Origin of the sequence: Sulfidibacter corallicola, from assembly GCF_017498545.1 — a bacterium.
Lineage (GTDB): Bacteria > Acidobacteriota > Holophagae > Acanthopleuribacterales > Acanthopleuribacteraceae > Sulfidibacter > Sulfidibacter corallicola.
Genome location: NZ_CP071793.1, coordinates 872,978 through 892,099 on the forward strand (window position 1 = coordinate 872,978; position 19,122 = coordinate 892,099).

10 protein-coding genes are annotated in these 19,122 nt (G+C 61.4%); 3 read left to right on the forward strand and 7 right to left on the reverse strand.

Annotated elements, in window-relative coordinates; genetic code table 11:
• The first annotated feature begins 77 nt into the window (after positions 1–77).
• On the forward strand, positions 78–2,834 hold the full coding sequence (locus J3U87_RS02510) for a DEAD/DEAH box helicase (RefSeq protein WP_237381450.1): 2,757 nt from the start codon (positions 78–80) through the stop codon (positions 2,832–2,834).
• Between the two features lie 85 nt (positions 2,835–2,919).
• Here the strand turns inward: J3U87_RS02510 and J3U87_RS02515 are convergent, their stop codons facing one another.
• Positions 2,920–3,228 (reverse strand): immunity 53 family protein, encoded by a 309-nt coding sequence (locus J3U87_RS02515; protein WP_237381451.1) that lies wholly within the window; start codon positions 3,226–3,228, stop codon positions 2,920–2,922.
• A 713-nt stretch (positions 3,229–3,941) separates the two neighbouring features.
• Here J3U87_RS02515 and J3U87_RS02520 point away from each other — a divergent pair.
• Both J3U87_RS02520 and J3U87_RS02525 read left to right on the forward strand, forming a co-directional pair.
• Complete coding sequence (locus tag J3U87_RS02520) at positions 3,942–4,313, forward strand: DUF5684 domain-containing protein (RefSeq protein ID WP_237381452.1); 372 nt, start codon at positions 3,942–3,944, stop codon at positions 4,311–4,313.
• A gap of 866 nt (positions 4,314–5,179) precedes the next feature.
• Complete coding sequence (locus J3U87_RS02525) at positions 5,180–6,976, forward strand: M4 family metallopeptidase (protein ID WP_237381453.1); 1,797 nt, start codon at positions 5,180–5,182, stop codon at positions 6,974–6,976.
• Between the two features lie 1,499 nt (positions 6,977–8,475).
• Here J3U87_RS02525 and J3U87_RS02530 read toward each other — a convergent pair.
• The 6 genes from J3U87_RS02530 to J3U87_RS02560 all read right to left on the reverse strand — a co-directional run bounded on the left by J3U87_RS02530 (position 8,476) and on the right by J3U87_RS02560 (position 19,086).
• Positions 8,476–9,747, reverse strand: coding sequence for a serine/threonine protein kinase (locus tag J3U87_RS02530; protein WP_237381454.1), 1,272 nt, complete (start codon positions 9,745–9,747; stop codon positions 8,476–8,478).
• A gap of 236 nt (positions 9,748–9,983) precedes the next feature.
• Positions 9,984–10,544 (reverse strand): ECF-type sigma factor, encoded by a 561-nt coding sequence (locus J3U87_RS02535; protein ID WP_237381455.1) that lies wholly within the window; start codon positions 10,542–10,544, stop codon positions 9,984–9,986.
• 1,151 nt (positions 10,545–11,695) lie between these two features.
• Positions 11,696–13,780: a cytochrome D1 domain-containing protein gene (locus tag J3U87_RS02540; protein WP_272932453.1), complete on the reverse strand. Its 2,085-nt coding sequence runs from the start codon at positions 13,778–13,780 to the stop codon at positions 11,696–11,698.
• Positions 13,781–14,183: 403 nt separating this feature from the next.
• A complete protein-coding gene (locus tag J3U87_RS02550; protein WP_237381456.1) occupies positions 14,184–15,407 on the reverse strand; it encodes a hypothetical protein in 1,224 nt (407 codons plus the stop codon).
• A 683-nt stretch (positions 15,408–16,090) separates the two neighbouring features.
• On the reverse strand, positions 16,091–16,837 hold the full coding sequence (locus tag J3U87_RS02555) for a Crp/Fnr family transcriptional regulator (protein WP_237381457.1): 747 nt from the start codon (positions 16,835–16,837) through the stop codon (positions 16,091–16,093).
• Between the two features lie 194 nt (positions 16,838–17,031).
• Complete coding sequence (locus J3U87_RS02560) at positions 17,032–19,086, reverse strand: TonB-dependent receptor plug domain-containing protein (RefSeq protein ID WP_237381458.1); 2,055 nt, start codon at positions 19,084–19,086, stop codon at positions 17,032–17,034.
• Positions 19,087–19,122 lie beyond the last annotated feature (36 nt).

Below are 19,122 nucleotides of genomic sequence, written 5' to 3' on the forward strand. Positions count from 1 at the left end.
TCCTCGAAAAATCCCGGACTTCCGGCCTCGTTCAGGTTAGGATGAGGTCTCGAATCCAACCACGATTGGGAGTCGCGGTGTCCCAAACCGACGTCGTCCGTTTTTTGCGCGAATGCTACCGTGCCGATTTCGGCCAAACCACTCTCGGCGATGTGTTTGATCGCAAGGTCGAGCACAAGCTCTTTTTCGAGGGCGCCGAATCGCTGCTGCACGATCGGACCCCTTGGCTGCCGGTCCCGCATGATTGGGGAGAGGAAACCTCGGCGCGGGCCTATCTCTACCGCAAGGAAAAGCAACTCATCTACGCCTGTTTCCTGTTTCTCGGCGGTGACGTCGCCGAGAGCGAGGCGCCCTCCAAGCCTCTGGCCACCCCGCTCATGTGGTTTCCCGCACAGATCGAGCATGGCTCGGACGGCTACGTGCTCACCATCTCCCGCGAGGAGCGCGCCGTCAACGACCCCATCCTCGACCGGCTCGCACCCGATTGCGACGATCTGTTGACTTGGCTCCACCTGACCGAGGTCGACGGCTTGACGCCCGATCGCCTTTTCCAGATATGTTCGCGGTTGGAAGCGCGCATCGACCATTTGGAAACGGGCGCCTGTCTGTCCTATCCCGGCTTGTGGGATGCCAAGAAGATTCGCGGCCTGCGCCGCAAACTCAAATCGAAGCAGGAGATCGCCCTGGTGCCGGCGGCCTTCGCGGCGCTGATTCCCAAGCCGTCGGCGGCTCGCGGGGTGCTGTCGGAGCTGTCCGAGCTGAGCGAGGCCGAGCGACTCTCTCCTGTCGTGCGTTATTTCCTGAGTGCCGAAACGGTTGCGCCTTCCTGGCCCCAGCGGGGAGTGGCTCTCGAATCGCGGATCCGGGTGCCCGCCGTGTTGAGCGCCGAACAGCAGCGCATCGTCACCGCCGCCGGCGATCGCACCCTGACGCTGGTGATCGGCCCGCCGGGCACCGGCAAGTCGTTCACGATCGCCGCCACCGTGCTCGATCACCTGCAGCGCGGCCAGTCGGTGCTGATCGTCTCGAAAATGGATCATGCGGTCGATGTGGTCGCGGAAAAGCTCGCCGAAATGGCCGGCTTCGATACGTTTTTCGTGCGCGGCGGGAAGCGCGTCTATCGCGACGCCCTGAAGACTCGAATGGAAAACCTCAAGCGCGGCATCGGCCTGCCGGAAGTGGATTCGCAGGAACGAATCCAGTTGGACAAGGCCCTGGCCGCCAATGAAAAGGATATCGAGCGCTTGCTGGCGACGGTGGCCGATCGGTGCACGCGCCACCTGCGCTGGGGCGAAGAACTCTCGGGTGCGGGATCGACCCCATGGGACCGCATCAAGCAGGCTTACTACCGGTTCCGCGGCCGGAACGAGCCCTTGTTGTGGCAGGTTTTCGAATCGCTGGAGGAGGCCTATGCCCTCTGTCGGACACTGGCCGCCCGACAACTGCGGCTGGGCTACGACGCCCGCATTCGCGGGGCCTTCGAGCAGGACCGCGACCTGTTGCGCAATCTGTCCGCGTTGGTCAAGGCCCGGGTCAGTGGTCGCAAGGAGAAACTGTTCGCGCAAATGGACCCCAAAGCCCTGCTCGAGGTGTTTCCGGTCTGGTTGATGAAACTGTCCGACCTATCCGAACAGCTTCCCCTGTTCCCGGGCATGTTCGATTTGGCCATCATCGACGAGGCCACCCAGTGCGACATGGCTTCCTGCGTGCCCGTCTTCCAGCGCGCGCGTCGCCTGATGGTCGTCGGCGATCCGCACCAATTGCGACACCTTTCCTTCGTTGCCCGCGATACCCAGGCGCGTCTGGGCCAGCGCTTCGGGCTCACCGTCGAGCAGATCGAACGCTTCGACTACCGCCAGCGCAGCATGCTCGAACTGGCCGAGGTCGTGCAGGGCGACACCGAGCGCGCGGCGCGGCCCTTCTTCCTGAACGAACACTTCCGCAGCGAGCCGCCGATCATCGCCTTCTCGAATCGGGAATTCTACGGCCAGGGTCTCCATGTCATGACCGAAAAACCCGGTATCAGTCATGGGTGCGCGCTGGAGATCGTCACCTGTGCGGGAACGCGTGGCAAAGACGGCACCAATCCCGTCGAGGCCGAACGATTGCTCACCGATTTGGAAACCCTGGTCGCCTCCGCCGAGGTTCGAGCCACGGCGCCGTCGATCGGCATCCTGGCACCCTTCCGCAAACAAGCCGATTACCTGGCCGGATGTCTCCAAGAACGTCTTCCGATGGACGTCACCCGCCGCCATCGCATCTTCGTCGGGACCGCCCACAGCTTTCAGGGTCAGGAGCGGGACCTGATGTTCCTGTCGCTGACCCTGTGTCCCGACTACCATTCCGCTTCGCTGCGCTTCCTGGAACGGGGCGGGGTTCTCAACGTGGCGGTGACGCGGGCGCGGGCACGCCAGAGCGTGTATGCCAGCCTGGAAACCAGCCACCTTCCCGAACATTCGCTCCTGCGGCGCTACCTGTGGCACGGGCGGGCGGCCACCCCGATCGAAAAGAACGGCTCGGGCGTGGCCGGGGATCTCTTCGCCCGCGAACTGAGAATGGAGCTGGAGGCGCGCGGATTTCGGGTCAGCGGCGCGGTGTCCATGGCCGGACTGGTGCTCGACATGGTCGTGTCGCGAGGCGATCGGAGCCTGGGCCTGGATTTGATCGGGTATCCGGGGCCCTTCGCCGACGTGTTTCCCTTGGAGCGGTACCAGATGTTGGGGCGCGCCGGCCTGCGGATGTTGCCCCTGACCTATGTGGACTGGCTGTTCAAACGGGAAGGTTGCCTCGACGCCATCGAAGCATGTTTTGCGGGCCATCGATCGGGTCCTTGACCGGTGCCGGGAACTGTGACCTTTCGCTCGGAAAACGCGTTCAGCGCAGAGCCTTGGCCCAAGGCTCTGCGGAACGATCATCGATTCAGCGGCGCGAGGATGCCTGTTCCTGCTGCCATTTCAAAAAGACATCGATCATGGAATCCAGCTTGCCGGGATCCGAATAACCCAGGAACCGCAGATTTTCCGTTTTGCAGTACATCCAGTCCGAATTGCTCTTTTTGTGTTTGATGGGGCGGAATTCGCGTCGCTCCAATCGGGTACCTGCCAAATCGATTTCCAAAAACCAGCCGGGGTTGTCCAAGCTCTCGATCTTGATCCCGTACTGCTGTTCCCAATTGCGATTGCACTGGCTTTGGTACCATTGGCAAAGTTGTTCCAAACTACGACTCATGAATGTGACCTCTCGTCCTTATTAAATCCGGTGAGCGAATCGGCCGGGTGAGATCCGACGACGCTAACTGACTGATTCCTCTGGAAGATGTATGGTGATTCGATCTTTCGATAACGCGTGCTCGAATGCTTGGCGGGCCTGAAAACAGGCTGTGGTCATATGGCGGCAACCACGCGTGTGTGACTTGTGTACCGCACGATCGGTGCGGCATTCACCCTTGTCTTCCCCCTGCTGGGCTGATGCTACCGGTCTCGATGGAACCGGGAGGAATCGGTCCTGTACCCGTCGATCCTATCCTAATTCTCGGCTTTCGGGGTGAGGAAATCATGTCTCTCGTGATCGAGCATCCAGTCCTCGGGGTTTTGGGTCGATGGATGGGTCCCATTCGACGGTTTTCCGGTGCAGTGGAAGCGTGCAGGGAACGAATCGGGGCTTCGGTCAAGGTGACGGATCCGTCGCGTTCCTTTCGTGGCGGCGACGACCCTCGAAAGAGGCAAATACTTCGGTTTCATCGGGTTTCGATTCTTCCGGGAATTCGGCCCGCGCCACCCCACGAACTACTTTTTGACAATGCCTCGAATCAGTTGTGTTAGTATGATCTCAGGTTTTTCTCCCACGACTCATCTTTAAGAAACACGTCAACCACGGCTCTGAAAGGGATCCCTCGTTTTCAGGGTTCAGGATTTTGAATTATATGTTTTGGAGGTTACGACATGGAAGAATCAGGCGGCGGTGGAATTTTTGGGATTATTATTCTCCTATTCGGTCTAGCTCTTGTAATTGCAACGATCGCAGGCTTATGGAAGTGCTTCGAGAAGGCCGGTGAGCCCGGCTGGACCGCAATCATCCCCATCTACAATATCTATGTCTTGCTCAAGATCGTCGGTGCCCCGATTTGGTTTTTGATCTTGTTCTTCATTCCGATAGTCAGCATTATCGCTGGTATCTATGTGTATTACCTTTTTGCCAAAAGTTTCGGAAAGGGGGCGGTCTACGCTATAGGCATTCTTTTCGTTCCCTTTGTCATACTCCCCCTGATGGGATTTGGCGATGACCAGTACGAGGGGCCGACTTACGGCACCTGAACTGGGTTTCGATCTGGGTCGGATTCGTTTTCGAGGGTCGTTCGAACCCGAAGTGGGTTTCTCGAGCGATCCCCTCCGAAAGCCGGCCTGATCACTCGCGTTTGTACCGATCAACACAGGACTCGAAGCGTTTTCCCGCTTTCGGGTCCTTTTTTATTTGCGAAGGGGGGTTCACCGTCGGTGCAGGGGCGTTTGTGTGTAAGTCTTTTTTTACCACTAAGTTCACGGAGATCACGGAGGAGGTGCCCGAAGGGCTTTCCGGTCGCCTTCGATATCGGTGAGGATCCGAGGATGGTTTCTAGATTCGTTTTGATCTGGGTGATTCGTGGACAAACTTCCATTTGCCAAAGGTGAACTACCCTGATGGCGCTTTCAAATGGCCTCTTTACAAAATGGTTAATTTTTAAGATATTTTGTTTCAGTTGTTTACAGATTTCCTGTGGTTTTTGTAAAGAATTTGAAAAATAGGGCGAGCTTTTGGCGCTAGTCCATATGAGAGCCGAGTCCGGCGGTACTTTGCCGACCTGTGCGGCCCCGCGGTTTTCCCATGGAGGTGGGAAGACCTGCGCTTGGGGTGCGCGGCCACGCTGGATTTGCGTTCGACCCGAGCCAGGCACGGATCTGCGACTTCATCGCGCGGCGTGCGGGCTTCGGGTAGGTGGGTCCTCATCGCTTTTTCGGCGAGGGTCACACCATCGGCGCCGAAGGATCGCGAACACCGGGAAATAAGCGGGTACCGAGGAAAACCCGTCCCATCGATTCGAGATTCCGAGGCGCGCCATCCATCTTCATTCGATTTCGAGCGGTGCGATTGGTCCTTCTCGTGGGGCCACCCGACTCGAGTGACTATTCTTGGAGGAATTTACATGAAGTTGAGTACATTCATCGTTTTTTGCGTTCTGTCTTCGTTTTTCGTCGTCGCGCAGTCCCTCGACGCGACGCAGACGCCCACCGCCACCTTCGAGCGCAACAGCGCCGTTGGTCTGCAACGCGGTGTGTCGGTCTTTTTCGAGGGGGATCTGGGCACCTTGGTTGCCGGCAAGCGAAATTCGGCCGCGCAACTGGTGACCGAGTTGAGTGTTTCGGTGGCCGAGAACGCCTCGATCGACAACATGGTCGAGGCCACCACCAAAACCGACGAGTTGGGTCTGACCCACACCAAGGTACACCAGTACATCAACGGACTGCCGGTCGTCGGCGCCGAGGTGGTCGTGCACAGCGACACGGCCGGTCAGGTTTACTGCGTCAACGGTTTGCTGGCCCGTACCGCGAACGTGGCGACCGAGGCCACCATTACCGGCCGCAAGGCGTTGCAGCTCGCCCTGAAATTGAACGAGATCCGCAAAGGCGAGGTGCTGAGCGCGCCCAAGTTGGCCTACGCGGTCGACGACAACGGCGATGCCTTCCTGGCCTATGAAATGACGATCGCCCACGAGGACGAGCTGGGCTACCAGGAAGACCGCATCTTCGTAGATGCGACCGGTCAACGTCGCGTGGTAAGCCTGCCCTTGTTCTGCCAGGCCAAGAACCGCCGCATTCTGAACGCCAGCGGCACCCTGCTGCGTTCCGAAGGCCAGGCACCCTCCAGCGACAGCTACGCCAACGCGATCTACGACAATTTCGGCATCACGTACGACTACTACGCGGCCGTGTTCGGTCGCGATTCCTACGACGATCGCGGCGGCCGGCTGACTGCCTACGTCCACACCGGGAGTGCTTCCTGGGGCGGCGGTACCATGTACTGCGGCGATGGCGACGGCGTCGAATTCGGCCGTTTCTGCGAGTCCCTGGACGTCGTGGCCCACGAGTTCACCCACGGTGTGACCGATGCCGAATCCAATCTCGAGTACCGCAACGAGTCCGGTGCGTTGAACGAAGCGTTTTCCGATATCTTCGGTTCTTCCTGCACGATTTGGGACGACGGCCGCATTTCCAACGAATCCTGGATGTTGGGTGAAGAGATCTACACGCCTGGTACCGCTGGTGACGCCCTGCGTTACATGGACAACCCGACCCGTGACAATCAATCCTACGACTATTATCCCGAGCGTTACACCGGCACGGCGGATCGCGGCGGCGTCCACCTGAACTCGGGCATCGCCAACTTGGCCTACGTCCTTCTGGTCGAAGGCGGCAGCCATCCGCGCGGCAAGACCACCGTCAACGTGCCCGCCATCGGTCTCCAGAAGGCTCAGGCCATCTTTTACCGCACGCAGATCGGTGGTTACCTGACCACGCGCTCCGGTTTCGCCGAAATGCGCAGTGCCTCCGCCCGTGCGGCCAAGGATCTCTACGGTGACACCGAAGAGGCCGCGGTTCAGGCGGCCTGGGACGCGGTCGGTGCCCCTGGCGGTTCCACCGGCGGCGGCTGTGCCAATTCCTCCAACGGCACGCTGACCGGTTCGCGCGATTCGAACATCGAGCCCAACGGCACCTACTTCTACCATACCGGCGGCGCGATCGAGGGAACCCTGTCCGGTCCTTCCAGCGCCGATTTCGACCTGTATCTCCAGGTGTACAGCGGTGGTTGGGTGACGGTCGATTCCTCCGAAAGCGCTTCCTCCGAAGAGAGCATCAGCTACAACGGCAACGCCGGCTACTACCGTTTCGTGGTGTACAGCTACAGCGGTAGCGGTTCCTATACCTTCTGCAAAGGCGACTGAGCCGGCGCAATCGATAACGAACGGGCAACGAGTGTCCCGGAGTTCGGTGGTCTCATCCCGAACTCCGGGATTTCTTGTTTGGATGCGCCCTGGTCGTCGAATCGAAGTGCGAACGTGGGCAGAGCCCCATGCAGAGAGGGGTGCCATGGCAGCAGGTTGGTCACGGGCGGTATGCCCGCTGGGCCGACACGTCGAAGCCCACCCCGCGACAGTTCCCGCATTTCGAAGAGTGGCGCAAGGCCTGTAGGTGGAGCAGCTTGCTCCACCAATCGAAGCGAGATCCGCCTCGGGCAATGTCAGGGCAAGAGAGCGAAGCCCCGGATTCCGGCCGTGAGGGAAAGCGGGGAAATCGAACCTGTCAGACATGGAGTCGAATGGAAAGCTGGTTGATTGAAAGGGTTGAGCAAGCTGGCCTGGGCGGCCTCCTCACCTACAGGCACTTCACCGCTTACGAGGAATCTCGGCAGAGAGGAAGCATCGCCGATTCGGGAAAACAGCAGCTCGAAGCGTGTCGTCTCGGCATTACCGCATCCTCAGAGGGGCGTCGTGCCAGGTAGGTGGAGCAGCTTGCTCCACCAATCGAAGCGCGTCATCCAGGAGTCCCAGTATCCAGGAGAGGGTTGCCATGGCGGTAGGTTGGTCACGGGCGGTATGCCCGCTGGGCCGACACTTCGAAGCGACGGCATCGGCGAATTCCAACTCGGGAAAAGAGCGAAGCGACTCGGTTCGATCTACAGGCACGGTGTCCCGCTCGGTATTCGGGAGCGCCCCGATCGAGGCACTTCAAACTGTCGGCTGAGCCGGCTTGCTGGCCGTGGCATACCGGCCGTGACGACGGCTCTCTCTGCATGCGAGAACTTTGGGCACGACACACTTCGAAAAGTACATCCAGCGGATGTACCTACTGGGCACCGCGTTCTCTCTCGGCATGCGGGAACGCCCAGTTCGAGTCGCTTCGAAGTGTCGGGCCGGCGGCCCAACCTACCGCGACGACGGCTCTCTCAGCATGCGGGAACTTTAGGCACGACGCACTTCGAAAAGTACATCCAGCGGATGTACCTACTGGGCAGCGCGTTCTCTCTCGGCATACGGGAACTCCCAGTTCGAGTCGCTTCGAAGTGTCGGGCCGGCGGCCCAACCTACCGCGACGATGGCTCTCTCTGCATGCGGGAACTTTGGGCACGACGTACTTCGAAAAGTACATCCAGCGGATGTACCTACTGGGCACCGCGTTCTCTCTCGGCATACGGGAACTCCCAGTTCGAGTCGCTTCGAAGTGTCGGGCCGGCGGCCCAACCTACCGCGACGACGGCTCTCTCTGCCTGCGGGAACTTTGGGCACGACACACTTCGAAAAGTACATCCAGCGGATGTACCTACTGGGCACCACGTTCTCTCTCGGCATACGGGAACTCCCAATTCCAGTCGCTTCGAAGTGTCGGGCCGGCGGCCCAACCCACCGCGACGACGGCTCTCTCGGAAGATGCGGGGACTCCTTGCTCAGCGGTGGCGGTCGGAACCGCGGAACCGCACTCTCGGCCAGGCTCGCTCGACCGGGGCGCCCGTCAACGAATGGGCCGCGCGGTACATCAGCTTGCCGAATCGATAGGCCAACGTCTTCGGTCGGGCCGTGATCGGGAGACCCGCCAGCCAGCACTGCAGGTCGTCGGCGAATGCGTCCACCGTGGCGTAGCGCGCCGCCGCCTGGCCGCGCAGCGCCTTGCGCACGATGTGCTCCAGCTTGCCCGTGAGTTGCGCCTGCAGTGATTTGACGTGGCTGCCGCGCGTCTCCGCCAACTTGTCCGGGTCCCGGTGCCGGGCCAACGACGCCGCGAAGGTTCGCGGGTCGCGTTCGAAGACCTCGCGAAACGAGATGCGCTCGTCCTTGCTCGGGGTGAAGGGCCGCAGGCCGCACAGCAATTCGTACAAAACCACCCCCAGCGAGAACACGTCGGTCCTGGCGTTCAGGGGCCCGCCGGCGATCTGCTCCGGCGAGGCGTACTCCGGCGTCATCAGGCCCACCCGCGACGCGGTCAACTGCTCGCCGGAATCCGGGTCCAGCAGGGAGGCGATGCCGAAATCCAGCAACCTGGGCTCGCCGTCGTCGCTGACCATGATGTTGGCGGGCTTGATGTCGCGGTGAATGATGTGATTGCCGTGGGCATAGGCCACCGCCCGGCAGACCTTGACGAACAAACCCACCCGTTCGCGGATCGATAGCTCGCGATGGTCGCACCAGCGGTCCAGCGGCAGCCCCTGGACGTAGCTCATCGCGAACCAGGGCACTCCGCCGCGCGCCAACCCGCTATCCACCATCGGCGTGATGTGTGGATGATTCAGGCGCGTGAGAATCCGCCGCTCGCGCTCGAAGCGGCTGCGCAGGTAGGGATCGATGCTTTTCAGGATCTTGAGCGCGACCGGCCCGCCCGTGCCGTCCAGGCGCCTGGCCAGGAATACCGTGCCCATGCCGCCGAATCCCAGTTGACGGATGATGCGATAGGGACCGACCCGATCGGGATTCTCCATCTGCCATTCCCAGGAAACCAGATCGCGCAATGCCGGAATCCCGCCGTCCAGCAGGGCGTCGAAGGGATCGGTGTTTTCCGGCGGGCGGGTGGGTTCGCGTCCGGCCAACAGGGTCCGGATCTCTTCGAGCACGCGGGCGGCGCCTCGATCGCCATGGGACTCGCGGCCAAATCCGGATTCGATGACTTCCCGAATGGAACTGATCAGGTCCTGGTTCGGCGTGACGGGCAAAAGGTCCTCCTTCAAGCGACGCACCCCAAACGTGTGCGGATGGCGGTGCCTATGAGGGGATGAATAGAGAGCGACCCGTGTGCCTCTTCTCCGGTCATGACAAAAAAGGACAGAAATGTCGTCAATCGAGAAGGAGGGAGAGCAAATTCGATGAATACCTGGATGAAGGCAGCAGTCGGCCCGGATGATTGACCCCAATCATAAAAGCACGCTTCTATGAAAAAAGTGCCAGAAGACACCGTTTCAGATACTTATGAAACGATTTCTTTGCGCAGGATCTCTTTCGCCTCGGTCCAGTCGCGGTAGACCGCACTGGTGTTCAGGCCCAATGCCTCGGCCGTCTGCTCCAGGCTGAGCCCGCCGAAAAACCGCATTTCCACGATGTCGCTCTTGACCGGGTCGCGGCTGCGCAGGACCTCGAGCGCATCGTCCAGCAGGGTGACGAATCGAGGTTGCAATTGGCCGATGTGCATCTCGTCGAGTTCGGCGCGCTCCAGCTTGCCGCCGCGTTTCTGCCGACTCTGGCGCCGGGCGTGGTCGACGAGGATGTGGCGCATGACGCGCGCCAGGATCCGAAAAAAATGGTGGCGATCGCGGAAGGCCGTGTCCCATCCCTGTTCGCGCAACTTCAGGAAGGCCTCGTGTACCAGCACCGTCGGCGTGTACAGGTGCCCCTCTCGTTCCCATCGCATGGCGCCATGGGCCATTTGGCGCAACTCGTTGTAAACGGTAGTGATCAGGGTCGTCAGTGCGTCCGCGTCACCGTTCTGCCAATCATTCAGTAAGCGGGTGATGGGCTCGGATTCGGTCATGGGGCATTCTAGCTCGCTCTTTTTCCCCTTGCAACGAATTACCTCGGTAGTGCGATTTGCGTTACTCGGGGATTCTCGCGAGCTCGGAGTTTTTGCCTGACGGTTCCGCTCGGGTTTTTCGCCGCGGAGTCGCCGCCCATGCCGGGGGCCGGAATGCCGGTGGTCGGAATGCCGAACCACCGGCACACCGGCCACCGGGTTTCAGGTGGGTAACTAATTCGCTTGGGAGTTCCCGCATTTGTGAGAGGGGCGTCGTGCACGGTAGGTTGGCCCGCTGGGCCGACATTTATTGACGAACTCCCCGAACATTCGCCTGTTTATATTTTTAACCTTATCTTCGGGCTTTACAAAGTTTGTTACATAAGAGCCACGCACCAGCGGGCATACCCAGCCCGATTTCGGGAAAGAAACAACGCGAAGTGAGCCAGCATGCTGTTCCCGGCTGCCAGAGAGGGTCATTGTGCAGGGCCGGTAAGGCAGGGCCGGTAAGGCAGGGCCGGTAAGGCAGGGCCGGCAAGGCCAGGTAGGTGCGACCGCTGGTCGCACATTCCGAAGCTCCTGCTTCTATTGATGCTTCGCTCTTTGGCGTTTCGTGTTTACGTAGGTTTGATCGCTTCGAAAAGTCGGGCCAGCGGCCATACCGGCCGTACCCAACCTGCTGCAATGGCAATCCTCAACGCATGCGGGAACTCTGGGCATGGATCACTTCGACAAGTTCAGCCGGCGGGCTTACCGCCCCTGCTGAACCTACCTGGCACGACGAATCTCTCGACATTCGGGAACTCCAAACGGATTCGTTTCAAGAGAGCCCGCGGAGTCGGGGCGCCAGGCGATGGCGGGACAGTTCTCCTCGTGTTGGGTTGCGACCCGACCCCCAAAAGGAGAATCGGGTGACGCGACCGCGTCCGGTCGATGCGCCACCCGATGGGGAGACAGGCAATTTGCTACTTGAACGATCTTCGATGTTTGGGACCCGACGGCCGTTCGACCGGCCACCGGGATTCGGGTTGATGAAAAATGTATCGGGCCTCGGCTCGAGATCTCCGAGTCAAGGAGAGACCTCTGCCCGCCGAGAACCCGATACCGGGCCCATCCGGCATGGAAATCCGGGTCGAGGGAATGATCCCGGTCTCGGAATGGGCGTCCGTTTGCTAGTAGACGTCGTGTACCGTGTTGTACACGTTGAACTTACCGGTTGGTGTGATGAGTCTGGGGCTCTTGATGACCTTTTTCAGCTTGCGGGTCTTGTCGTCGATGATGACCAGTGCCGAGGTCTGTTCCTTGCCGTTCCAAACCGAGAACCAAACCTCGTCGCCTTGCTTGTTGTACTCCGGTTGGACCACCCGTTTCGGGCCCTCACCCAGATCGGCCCATTTTGCGATCGGCAGGACCTCGAAGCCCTTCTCCGGATGCTTCACATCGAATACGGCCACCGATTGGCTGATGTCGGGATCGGGATTGAGCGGTGTGTCCACCCACAGGTTGTTGGACTTGGGATGGGATTTGACGAACAGCGAGCCGCCGCCCTGACCTTCCAGCACCCGCACCACTTTCCAGGCTTTGTCGGGATGCCCGACCGGGTCGGTGCCGATGTAGGTGACCTTCTGGTTGCCGAGGGCGCTGGTGACCCAGACCGGCCCGTGCTCCGGATCCGTCAGGTTCGCGCCCCGTCCCGGGTGGGGAATCTTGTCCACGGGGATCATGGCTTCGAGTTGCTGGTCCTTGGAGTCGACGACCGCGATTCGGTCCGACTTGTTGGCGGCGGTCAGGAAATAGCGTTTGGTCCGGTCCCAACCTCCGTCGTGGAGGAACCGGGCCGCGTCGATGGTCGTGACCTTGAGGTTCTCGATGTCGCCGTAGTTGACCAGCAGGATCTTGCCGGTTTCCTTGACGTTGACGATGAATTCGGGGTGTTGGTGGGAGGCCACGATGGCCGCGACCCGCGGCTCGGGGTGGTATTCCTGCGTATCGACGGTCATGCCGCGCGTGGACACGATTTTCAACGGTTCCAGGGTGGCGCCGTCCATGATCACGTACTGTGGCGGCCAATAGGCGCCAGCGATCGCGTACAGGTCCTCGTAGCCTTTGTATTTACTGGTTTCCACCGAACGCGCTTCCAGGCCGATCTTGGATTCGGCCACCTTTTGCGGCGGGTTCATCCAGAGATCGATCAGGTCGATCTTGGCGTCGCGTCCAATGGTGTAGATGTAGCGACCCGAGTGGGACAGCCGCGAGATGTGCACCGCGTAGCCGGTCTTGACGATCGACACGATCTTTTTGGTGGTGCCGTCGATGAGGGCCACCTCACCGGAGTCGCGCAGGGTCACCGAGAAGATGTTTTCGATGTCGATGTCGTTCATCTTCTTCTTGGGACGACGCTCCACCGGCACCAGGATGCGCCAGTTCTTCTTGATATCGGCCATGCCGAATTCCGGCGGTGAGGGCGGCTCGTGCTGGAGGAAGCGGGCCATGGCGTCGACTTCCTCATCCGACAGTTCACCGGACGAACCCCAGTTGGGCATGCCGGCGGGGGAGCCGTAGGCGATCAGGGCCTTGAGGTAGGCGGTACCCTTGGCGCGGGTGATGTCGGGCGTCAGCGGCTTGCCGGTGGCGCCTTTGCGCAGTACGCCGTGACAGCCGGCGCAACGCTGGAAGAAGACCTCGCGCGAGTGTTCGTACTCGTTGCGGGTCAGCGCCGGGGCGTCCGGCGAAATGATCATTTCCTCGCTGGTGGCTTGACTTGGGGTGCCGGCGTATTTCAGCTCCGCGGCACTGGCACCGGGGTGGGTTTCGGCTTGGGCCGGATCCTTGGATTCGAGGTCCGAGGCGCGAAGCGCGGACACATCGTCGGCGGACACGGTGCCGCCGGCGTTGCCCCAGGCGTTGAGCACGTAGTTGACGATATCGGCGATGACGGCGTCATCCAGTTGCGGCAGGCCCGGCATCAGGCCCTCGTACTTTTGACCGTTGACCGTGATCGGACCCTGAAGGCCCTTGAGGACCACGGAAATCGCGCGTTTGCGATCCTTCAGGAGGTAGTCGGAAGCGGCCAGCGGTGGAAAGGCACCTTTCAGACCCTGTCCGTTGAGTTGGTGGCAAGCCGAGCAGTTGGCTTCATAAGCGGCGCGGCCCCGTTCGATCGACGCTTTGTCAGCGGCCGCGAGAGCCACTTCCGCGCGATGGACCGCCGCTCCCTGAGCGAAGACTGGCAGACTCGGCAGAAAACAAAGCGTCATGCTACATATGCATAGGCATTGGACGATACGACTGTGAAACATATTCATCCCCCTCTGTGCGTGGGTGGTGTTGCGGGTTGTCAGTGGTTTCATTCTGGCCTTGTGGGGGTCCGGATCATTATGACCAGGGTCATAGAGGCCTGGCCCCTTGCCGCGACGGCCGTTGCGGCATGCCGTTTCGTGGCGTCGGCACTCGTCCGGGCAAGCGCCGTCGACGGCGAGTGAGTGCCTGCGCCCGGGTGGGCACGGGGTTCAGGTGTCGAGCGCCGGATCTCAGCGCGGGAAAGGTCTCGGATCAAATCGCTGAATGTCGATATCCGGCGCCCGAAATCACCTGTGATCGGGTTGATGGGTCAATGGGGTCGAGGCGATCCGGAGATCACCGCGATGGGGTGGTCGTCGATCAGAAGCGCCAGTCGGCGAACAGCCAGACCTTGGTGCGGTCGGAGGCCCATAGGTCCGCCTCGTAGCGGGCGGCCTTGAGACCGACGCCCAGCTTTTTGGTTACCGATTTCGCGATCAGCAGGTCGATCTCATCGCCGTAATCCACATCCTCCGATTCGGCCTCGAATTGGTGGGCGACGACGATGACCTTCCAGCCGCGATCCTTGTAGGCGGCGGCCAGGCTGCGATCTTCGAGGCCGAAGACCGGTGTATTGAGGAAGACGTCGGCCCAGCCGTTGAAGGCGTGCAGGGTGGCCAGGGGCGTGGAAAAACCGTACTCGCCGTTACCTTCCAGGACCTCCCAGCCGGCGGTGATGCTGAAGGGCCCGCGTTTGTAGCCCAGGCCCAGGTCCAGGTAGGCCACGTCGATCGCGGGATCGCCATCCGCGAAGTCCTGTTGATCGACCCACGACAGACGGTAGGTGCAGGCGCCCTTGGCGGATTTGGGTGGCCAGGCGCCCTTGACGCGGAAGCCCAGGTTGCGATGGGCCGCTGCCGGTCGGTGGACGGGATCGAGGCCGTGGAAGAAGAGGCTCAGGGATGCGCCGGCCCAGGGTTTGGTGACGGCGTGGGCCAGGTAGCCCTGGAGCCGCAGATCGCCGTTGCTCGGATGGTGTTCGCCGAAGATGCGGTTGACGTTGTCCAGGTAGCTGGCGGTCACCTTGAACGGCCCGAGCTTGTCGTGGGCGAAGGTGACCGCATCGAAGGTTTGTTCGTTCTGGCGCCAGCCCACATTGCCCACGAAACGGGCTTGATCGTGAATGATCCGTTGGCGACCCACGACGAGGCGCTGACCTTTGGCCCAGCGATAGGTGAGTTGGGCCCGGTTCAGTTCCGTATCTTCGGGGTCGGCGACCACGGGGCGCGTCGGTTCGTTGCCGGTGGTGTCGTTGTAACGGGTGGGACCGGTGACCGTGATGTTTTCGAAATCCACCAGGAATTGAAAGCCGCGATACGAGGCGGTTTCAAAACCCAGACGGGTGCGCAGTGTGGCGGCGTGCGCTTCCTTGTCCAGCCCCGTCTGATCGACGTGTTCGTAGCGGAAGCGGAGATTGAGCAAGAGTTTGCCGCGCTTCAGACTATCGCGCAGAGATTCCGCTTCAGCCGCGAAGAGCGGCAGGGTGGTGGCGATCAACAGAAGAGGCACCAGCTTCCAAGGGTGTTTGGAGATTCGAGTGTTCATGGTTCGCTCCTTGGCCTCGATGGCATGCAATCGAAAATGAAGGATCGATCGCGGAACATGCTCAGTATTCGCCCGAAATGGACGGAGGTCGTATGATCCCGATCATACGGACCTGCAGACTGCTGTAACCATCGGTAATTGGGCACCGTAAGCACGCTGGCCGGCGGAACCCATGTCTCTGTAAGTTGTATGAATTCTGAGAGTTGGGCAGTCTGTGCGGAGCCGCTTTCTCAACCGGGGGTGCTGGGCGCACCCATCCTTGCCGATGTGCCCACGCCAGGTGGACGCGGACGGATCGGAGGACCCGGTATCGCGGGGAGCGGGGTAGGGGGGGAACGGTTCCGTTCGGCGCTGGGTGGGGGGTCGAGATCGGGGGATCTGTGCTTCGCCCGAGACATCCGGCCGAGCTGTACGGCTGGATGGACCCGTCTGGTTCCGCGATGGGGGGCATGCGGGCAGCTTGGGGGGAAGCGGTGTGGGGGATGGTGCTGGGGGGATGCTCGGCACGCGGCGGGGCGAAGCGCGGGGGAACGGGCTTCGATGGGTTCATCGCGGCTGGCCGAGCGGAAAGATGAACCTGCATCTGCTTATAACCCAATAAGTGTACGAAATACAAGTAGGTGATCGAGGGAGGCTGAATGGCCGTTTCCCAAAACCGCCTGGTTCTGCAAACCCGTGGGCCTTCACACTTCCATTGGGAAGCGAATCGGTTGGTGCTCGGCCTGGGTGATTTGAAAAATGGCGCCCACGTCCACCAGACTGATCGCGCCGCGCTTGGAACTGATCCATCCGGCCTTTTTCCACTTGCTCAAAATGCGGATCGCCGTTTCGGTCGTGGTGCCCACGATGGCCGCGATCAGGCTCTTGGTGATGTGGACCTCCTTGACCGGGTGTTTTTGCCAATCTTCCAAGGCCACGTCCTGTGGAAGGGCCTGACGCAGCAGCAACGTGGCGACCCGCCGGTTGACCGGCTCCTGCAACGAGGACTGCAGGCTGTAGATCTCCGAAAGGCGCCGGTTCAGGTCGACCAGAAGGCTGAAGAACACGTCGGCCGAACCCTGCATCTCCCGGAGGAACTGTTTGCGGGTAAAGCCCAGCGCGATCACGGTCTCGAGCGCCACGCCGTCGGCGGGGTAACAACTTCCCGGCAATGTCAGCGCCTTGCACCCGATCATTTCCGGGGGATGTGCCAGGTGCAGGACGACCTCGCGGCCGCTGGGACTGATGCGGCGCACCTTGACCCGGCCGGCCTTGATGATGAAAAAACCACTGGCGGGATCGCCCTCCCGGAAAAGGTACTCGCCCGGGTCGAAGGCGCCGATGCGCGCGCAACGAAGCAACGCCGCGGCCTGTTCCTTTTCCAAGTTCTGGAAAAGCGGCAACTCGGAAAGGGTTTCGATGAAACAGGGGCCGGGCGTGATTTCTTTCATGACGGAACTCCCAATAGACGATGCTTCAGCTTGGGTTGTTTCCGTCTATCTTATCAAGACTGGCGCCAAGTCCGGGTCGGGCCCGAATCCTCGCGGCCCAAGGGCTTTCGTGCATGTCGCGGTTGAATTGAGGAGGGAATGTTCGGTTTTCTGGGGAATAATACTCAGAATTGCGGATGGGTCCGCGACTCAAATTAGCGCGAAGCCCCCCAACCCGAACGCCACTGAACCCCTGCGTAGTAGGTGCGGCCCCAGTCGATCCGGTGCTCGGCGTGGGCCTGGCCGCTGGCGGCCTCGATGGTTTCCTGATCGGTGACGTCCAGCAGGTTGCGCACGCCCAGTTGGAGGCGCAGGTCCCGCAGGCCGGTATCCCAGGTCAGGCCCGTGTGGAGCATGTGGAAGTCGTCCAGTTCGATTTTGCTGGGTTGCCCGGTCTCGCGATCGGTGAGGTAACCCTCGTGACGGCCCTGGTATTGGTGGAACAGGGCCAGGGACAACCGATCGGGCACCAGGTCGCGGTGGCACTCGAATCCCACCTGCCAGCTCCCGCTGAAGGGGGTGAGTTGCTGGTCCTCGGCCAGTTGATCGCGGGTTTCCTCGCGGGTGAGCGAGAGCTTGCCGCGCCAACCGCTTCCGGTCAGTTCCGTGGCCAATTCGGCGCCACGGCTCTTGTAGCGCATCAGATTGATGTAGTGGCGCGTCAAGGTGCCGGGCTGATCGGGGTCCGGTGTCAGCGTGCTGAGCGTGATGCGGTCGTCGATATCGTTGAAGAAGGCATTGCCGGTGAGGCGCCATTCGTAACCGGCAGTCGACCCGGATCGCGCCATTTGCAGCCGCAGGTGGTGACCGCGTTCGGCCTCCAGGTCCTGGTTACCGTGAATGTGGTAGCGGACGGGACCGGCCGGCATGCTGAAGTCGAGGAACAGCTCCTTGAGCGATGGGCCCCGGAAGCCGCGGGCATAGGCGAAGCGGCCCTGCCAACGGTCGTCGGGCGAATAGAGGACATGGAGCGCCGGAGTGCTGGGCGCGTCGTAGGTTTCGTGATCGATGAGGCGCACCGCCGGTTGGATTTGCCAGGCGGGTGCGGGCTGCCAGCGCAATCCCGCGAAAAGCGCGCGGGTCTCGGTGGATTGGGCGCCGTCCAGAATGCGACCGCCTTCGCCCGATTCGCGCTCGAATTCCGCGCCCAACTGGACCTGCATCTTGGGCGACCAGGATCGACCGGTGGCCATGACGCGCACCAGTCGTTGCTCGAAGGCGTTGCGATCGAAGGCGCCACGGCCCGTGTAGGCGCTGCGTTCCCCGGTTTCCTGCGAGACCTCGGTCGTGGTTTTGTTGCGTTCGTAGTCGTTGTAGGCGACCAACGCGTCCAGGTAGATGTACCGCCCCAGGTCGCCGCGCAACCCGATGCTGTGGTCGCGGCGTGTCGTGCGATAGGCCGCGTCACGCGCGATTCCGTCGCTGAACTCGCCCTGGTCGGTCAGGGTCTCGTCAAAAAAATCTGCCGCGTATCGCAGGCGCAACGCGCCCAGATAGCGGGTGACGCGGGCTCCGGCGTGTTCTTGATCGCGTTCGGCCCATACCTGGCGCCGGCTTTCGTCGATCTGGCCGGATCCGTCGAATTGGTGGCCGCCGCCGTGAATGGCGATGTGCCAGTCACCCTTGCCGACGCCGGCCTCGACCCGTTGCACCTGTTCACCGGTGTCGCGGAACTGGCCGCTCAGCGCCACTTGCGGGGTCTGGCCGCGGGGTTCCGCGCTGATCAGGTTGATGACGCCGGCCAGGGCGTCGGTCCCGTAGTAGACCGAAACCGGACCTTCGATCATCTCCACCTGACGCACGCCGTTCAAATCGATCTGCTCCAGATCCAAGGTGCCGTTGAGCCGGCCGATCACGGGCACCCCGTCCCGCAGGATTTTCACGTTCTCGCCGGAGATCCCGTTGAGCGAGAGCCCGGTGCCGAACACCGTGTGCTGCTGCAAGCGCAGCGTCGGTTGCTGAATCAACAATTCGCGCAGCGTCAGCGAGGCCGTCCGACGTATGTGCGCTTCGTCCAGAACCTTGACCTCGTAGACCGAATCCTTGGCGCTTTCCGGTGAGAACTGGGCGGTCACCACCAGGTGCTCCTCGACCGCGGGGCCTTGGCGCGCCGGCTCCGACGATGCATCGACGACCGCCCGCTCCGATCCGGGTTCGGCCGCCCATGCGAAAAAGGCCATCGTCGCGGCCATCGCAATCATCCACCTCATGGTCCACCTCCGTGACTCGCCCCCGGCGAGGGGGCC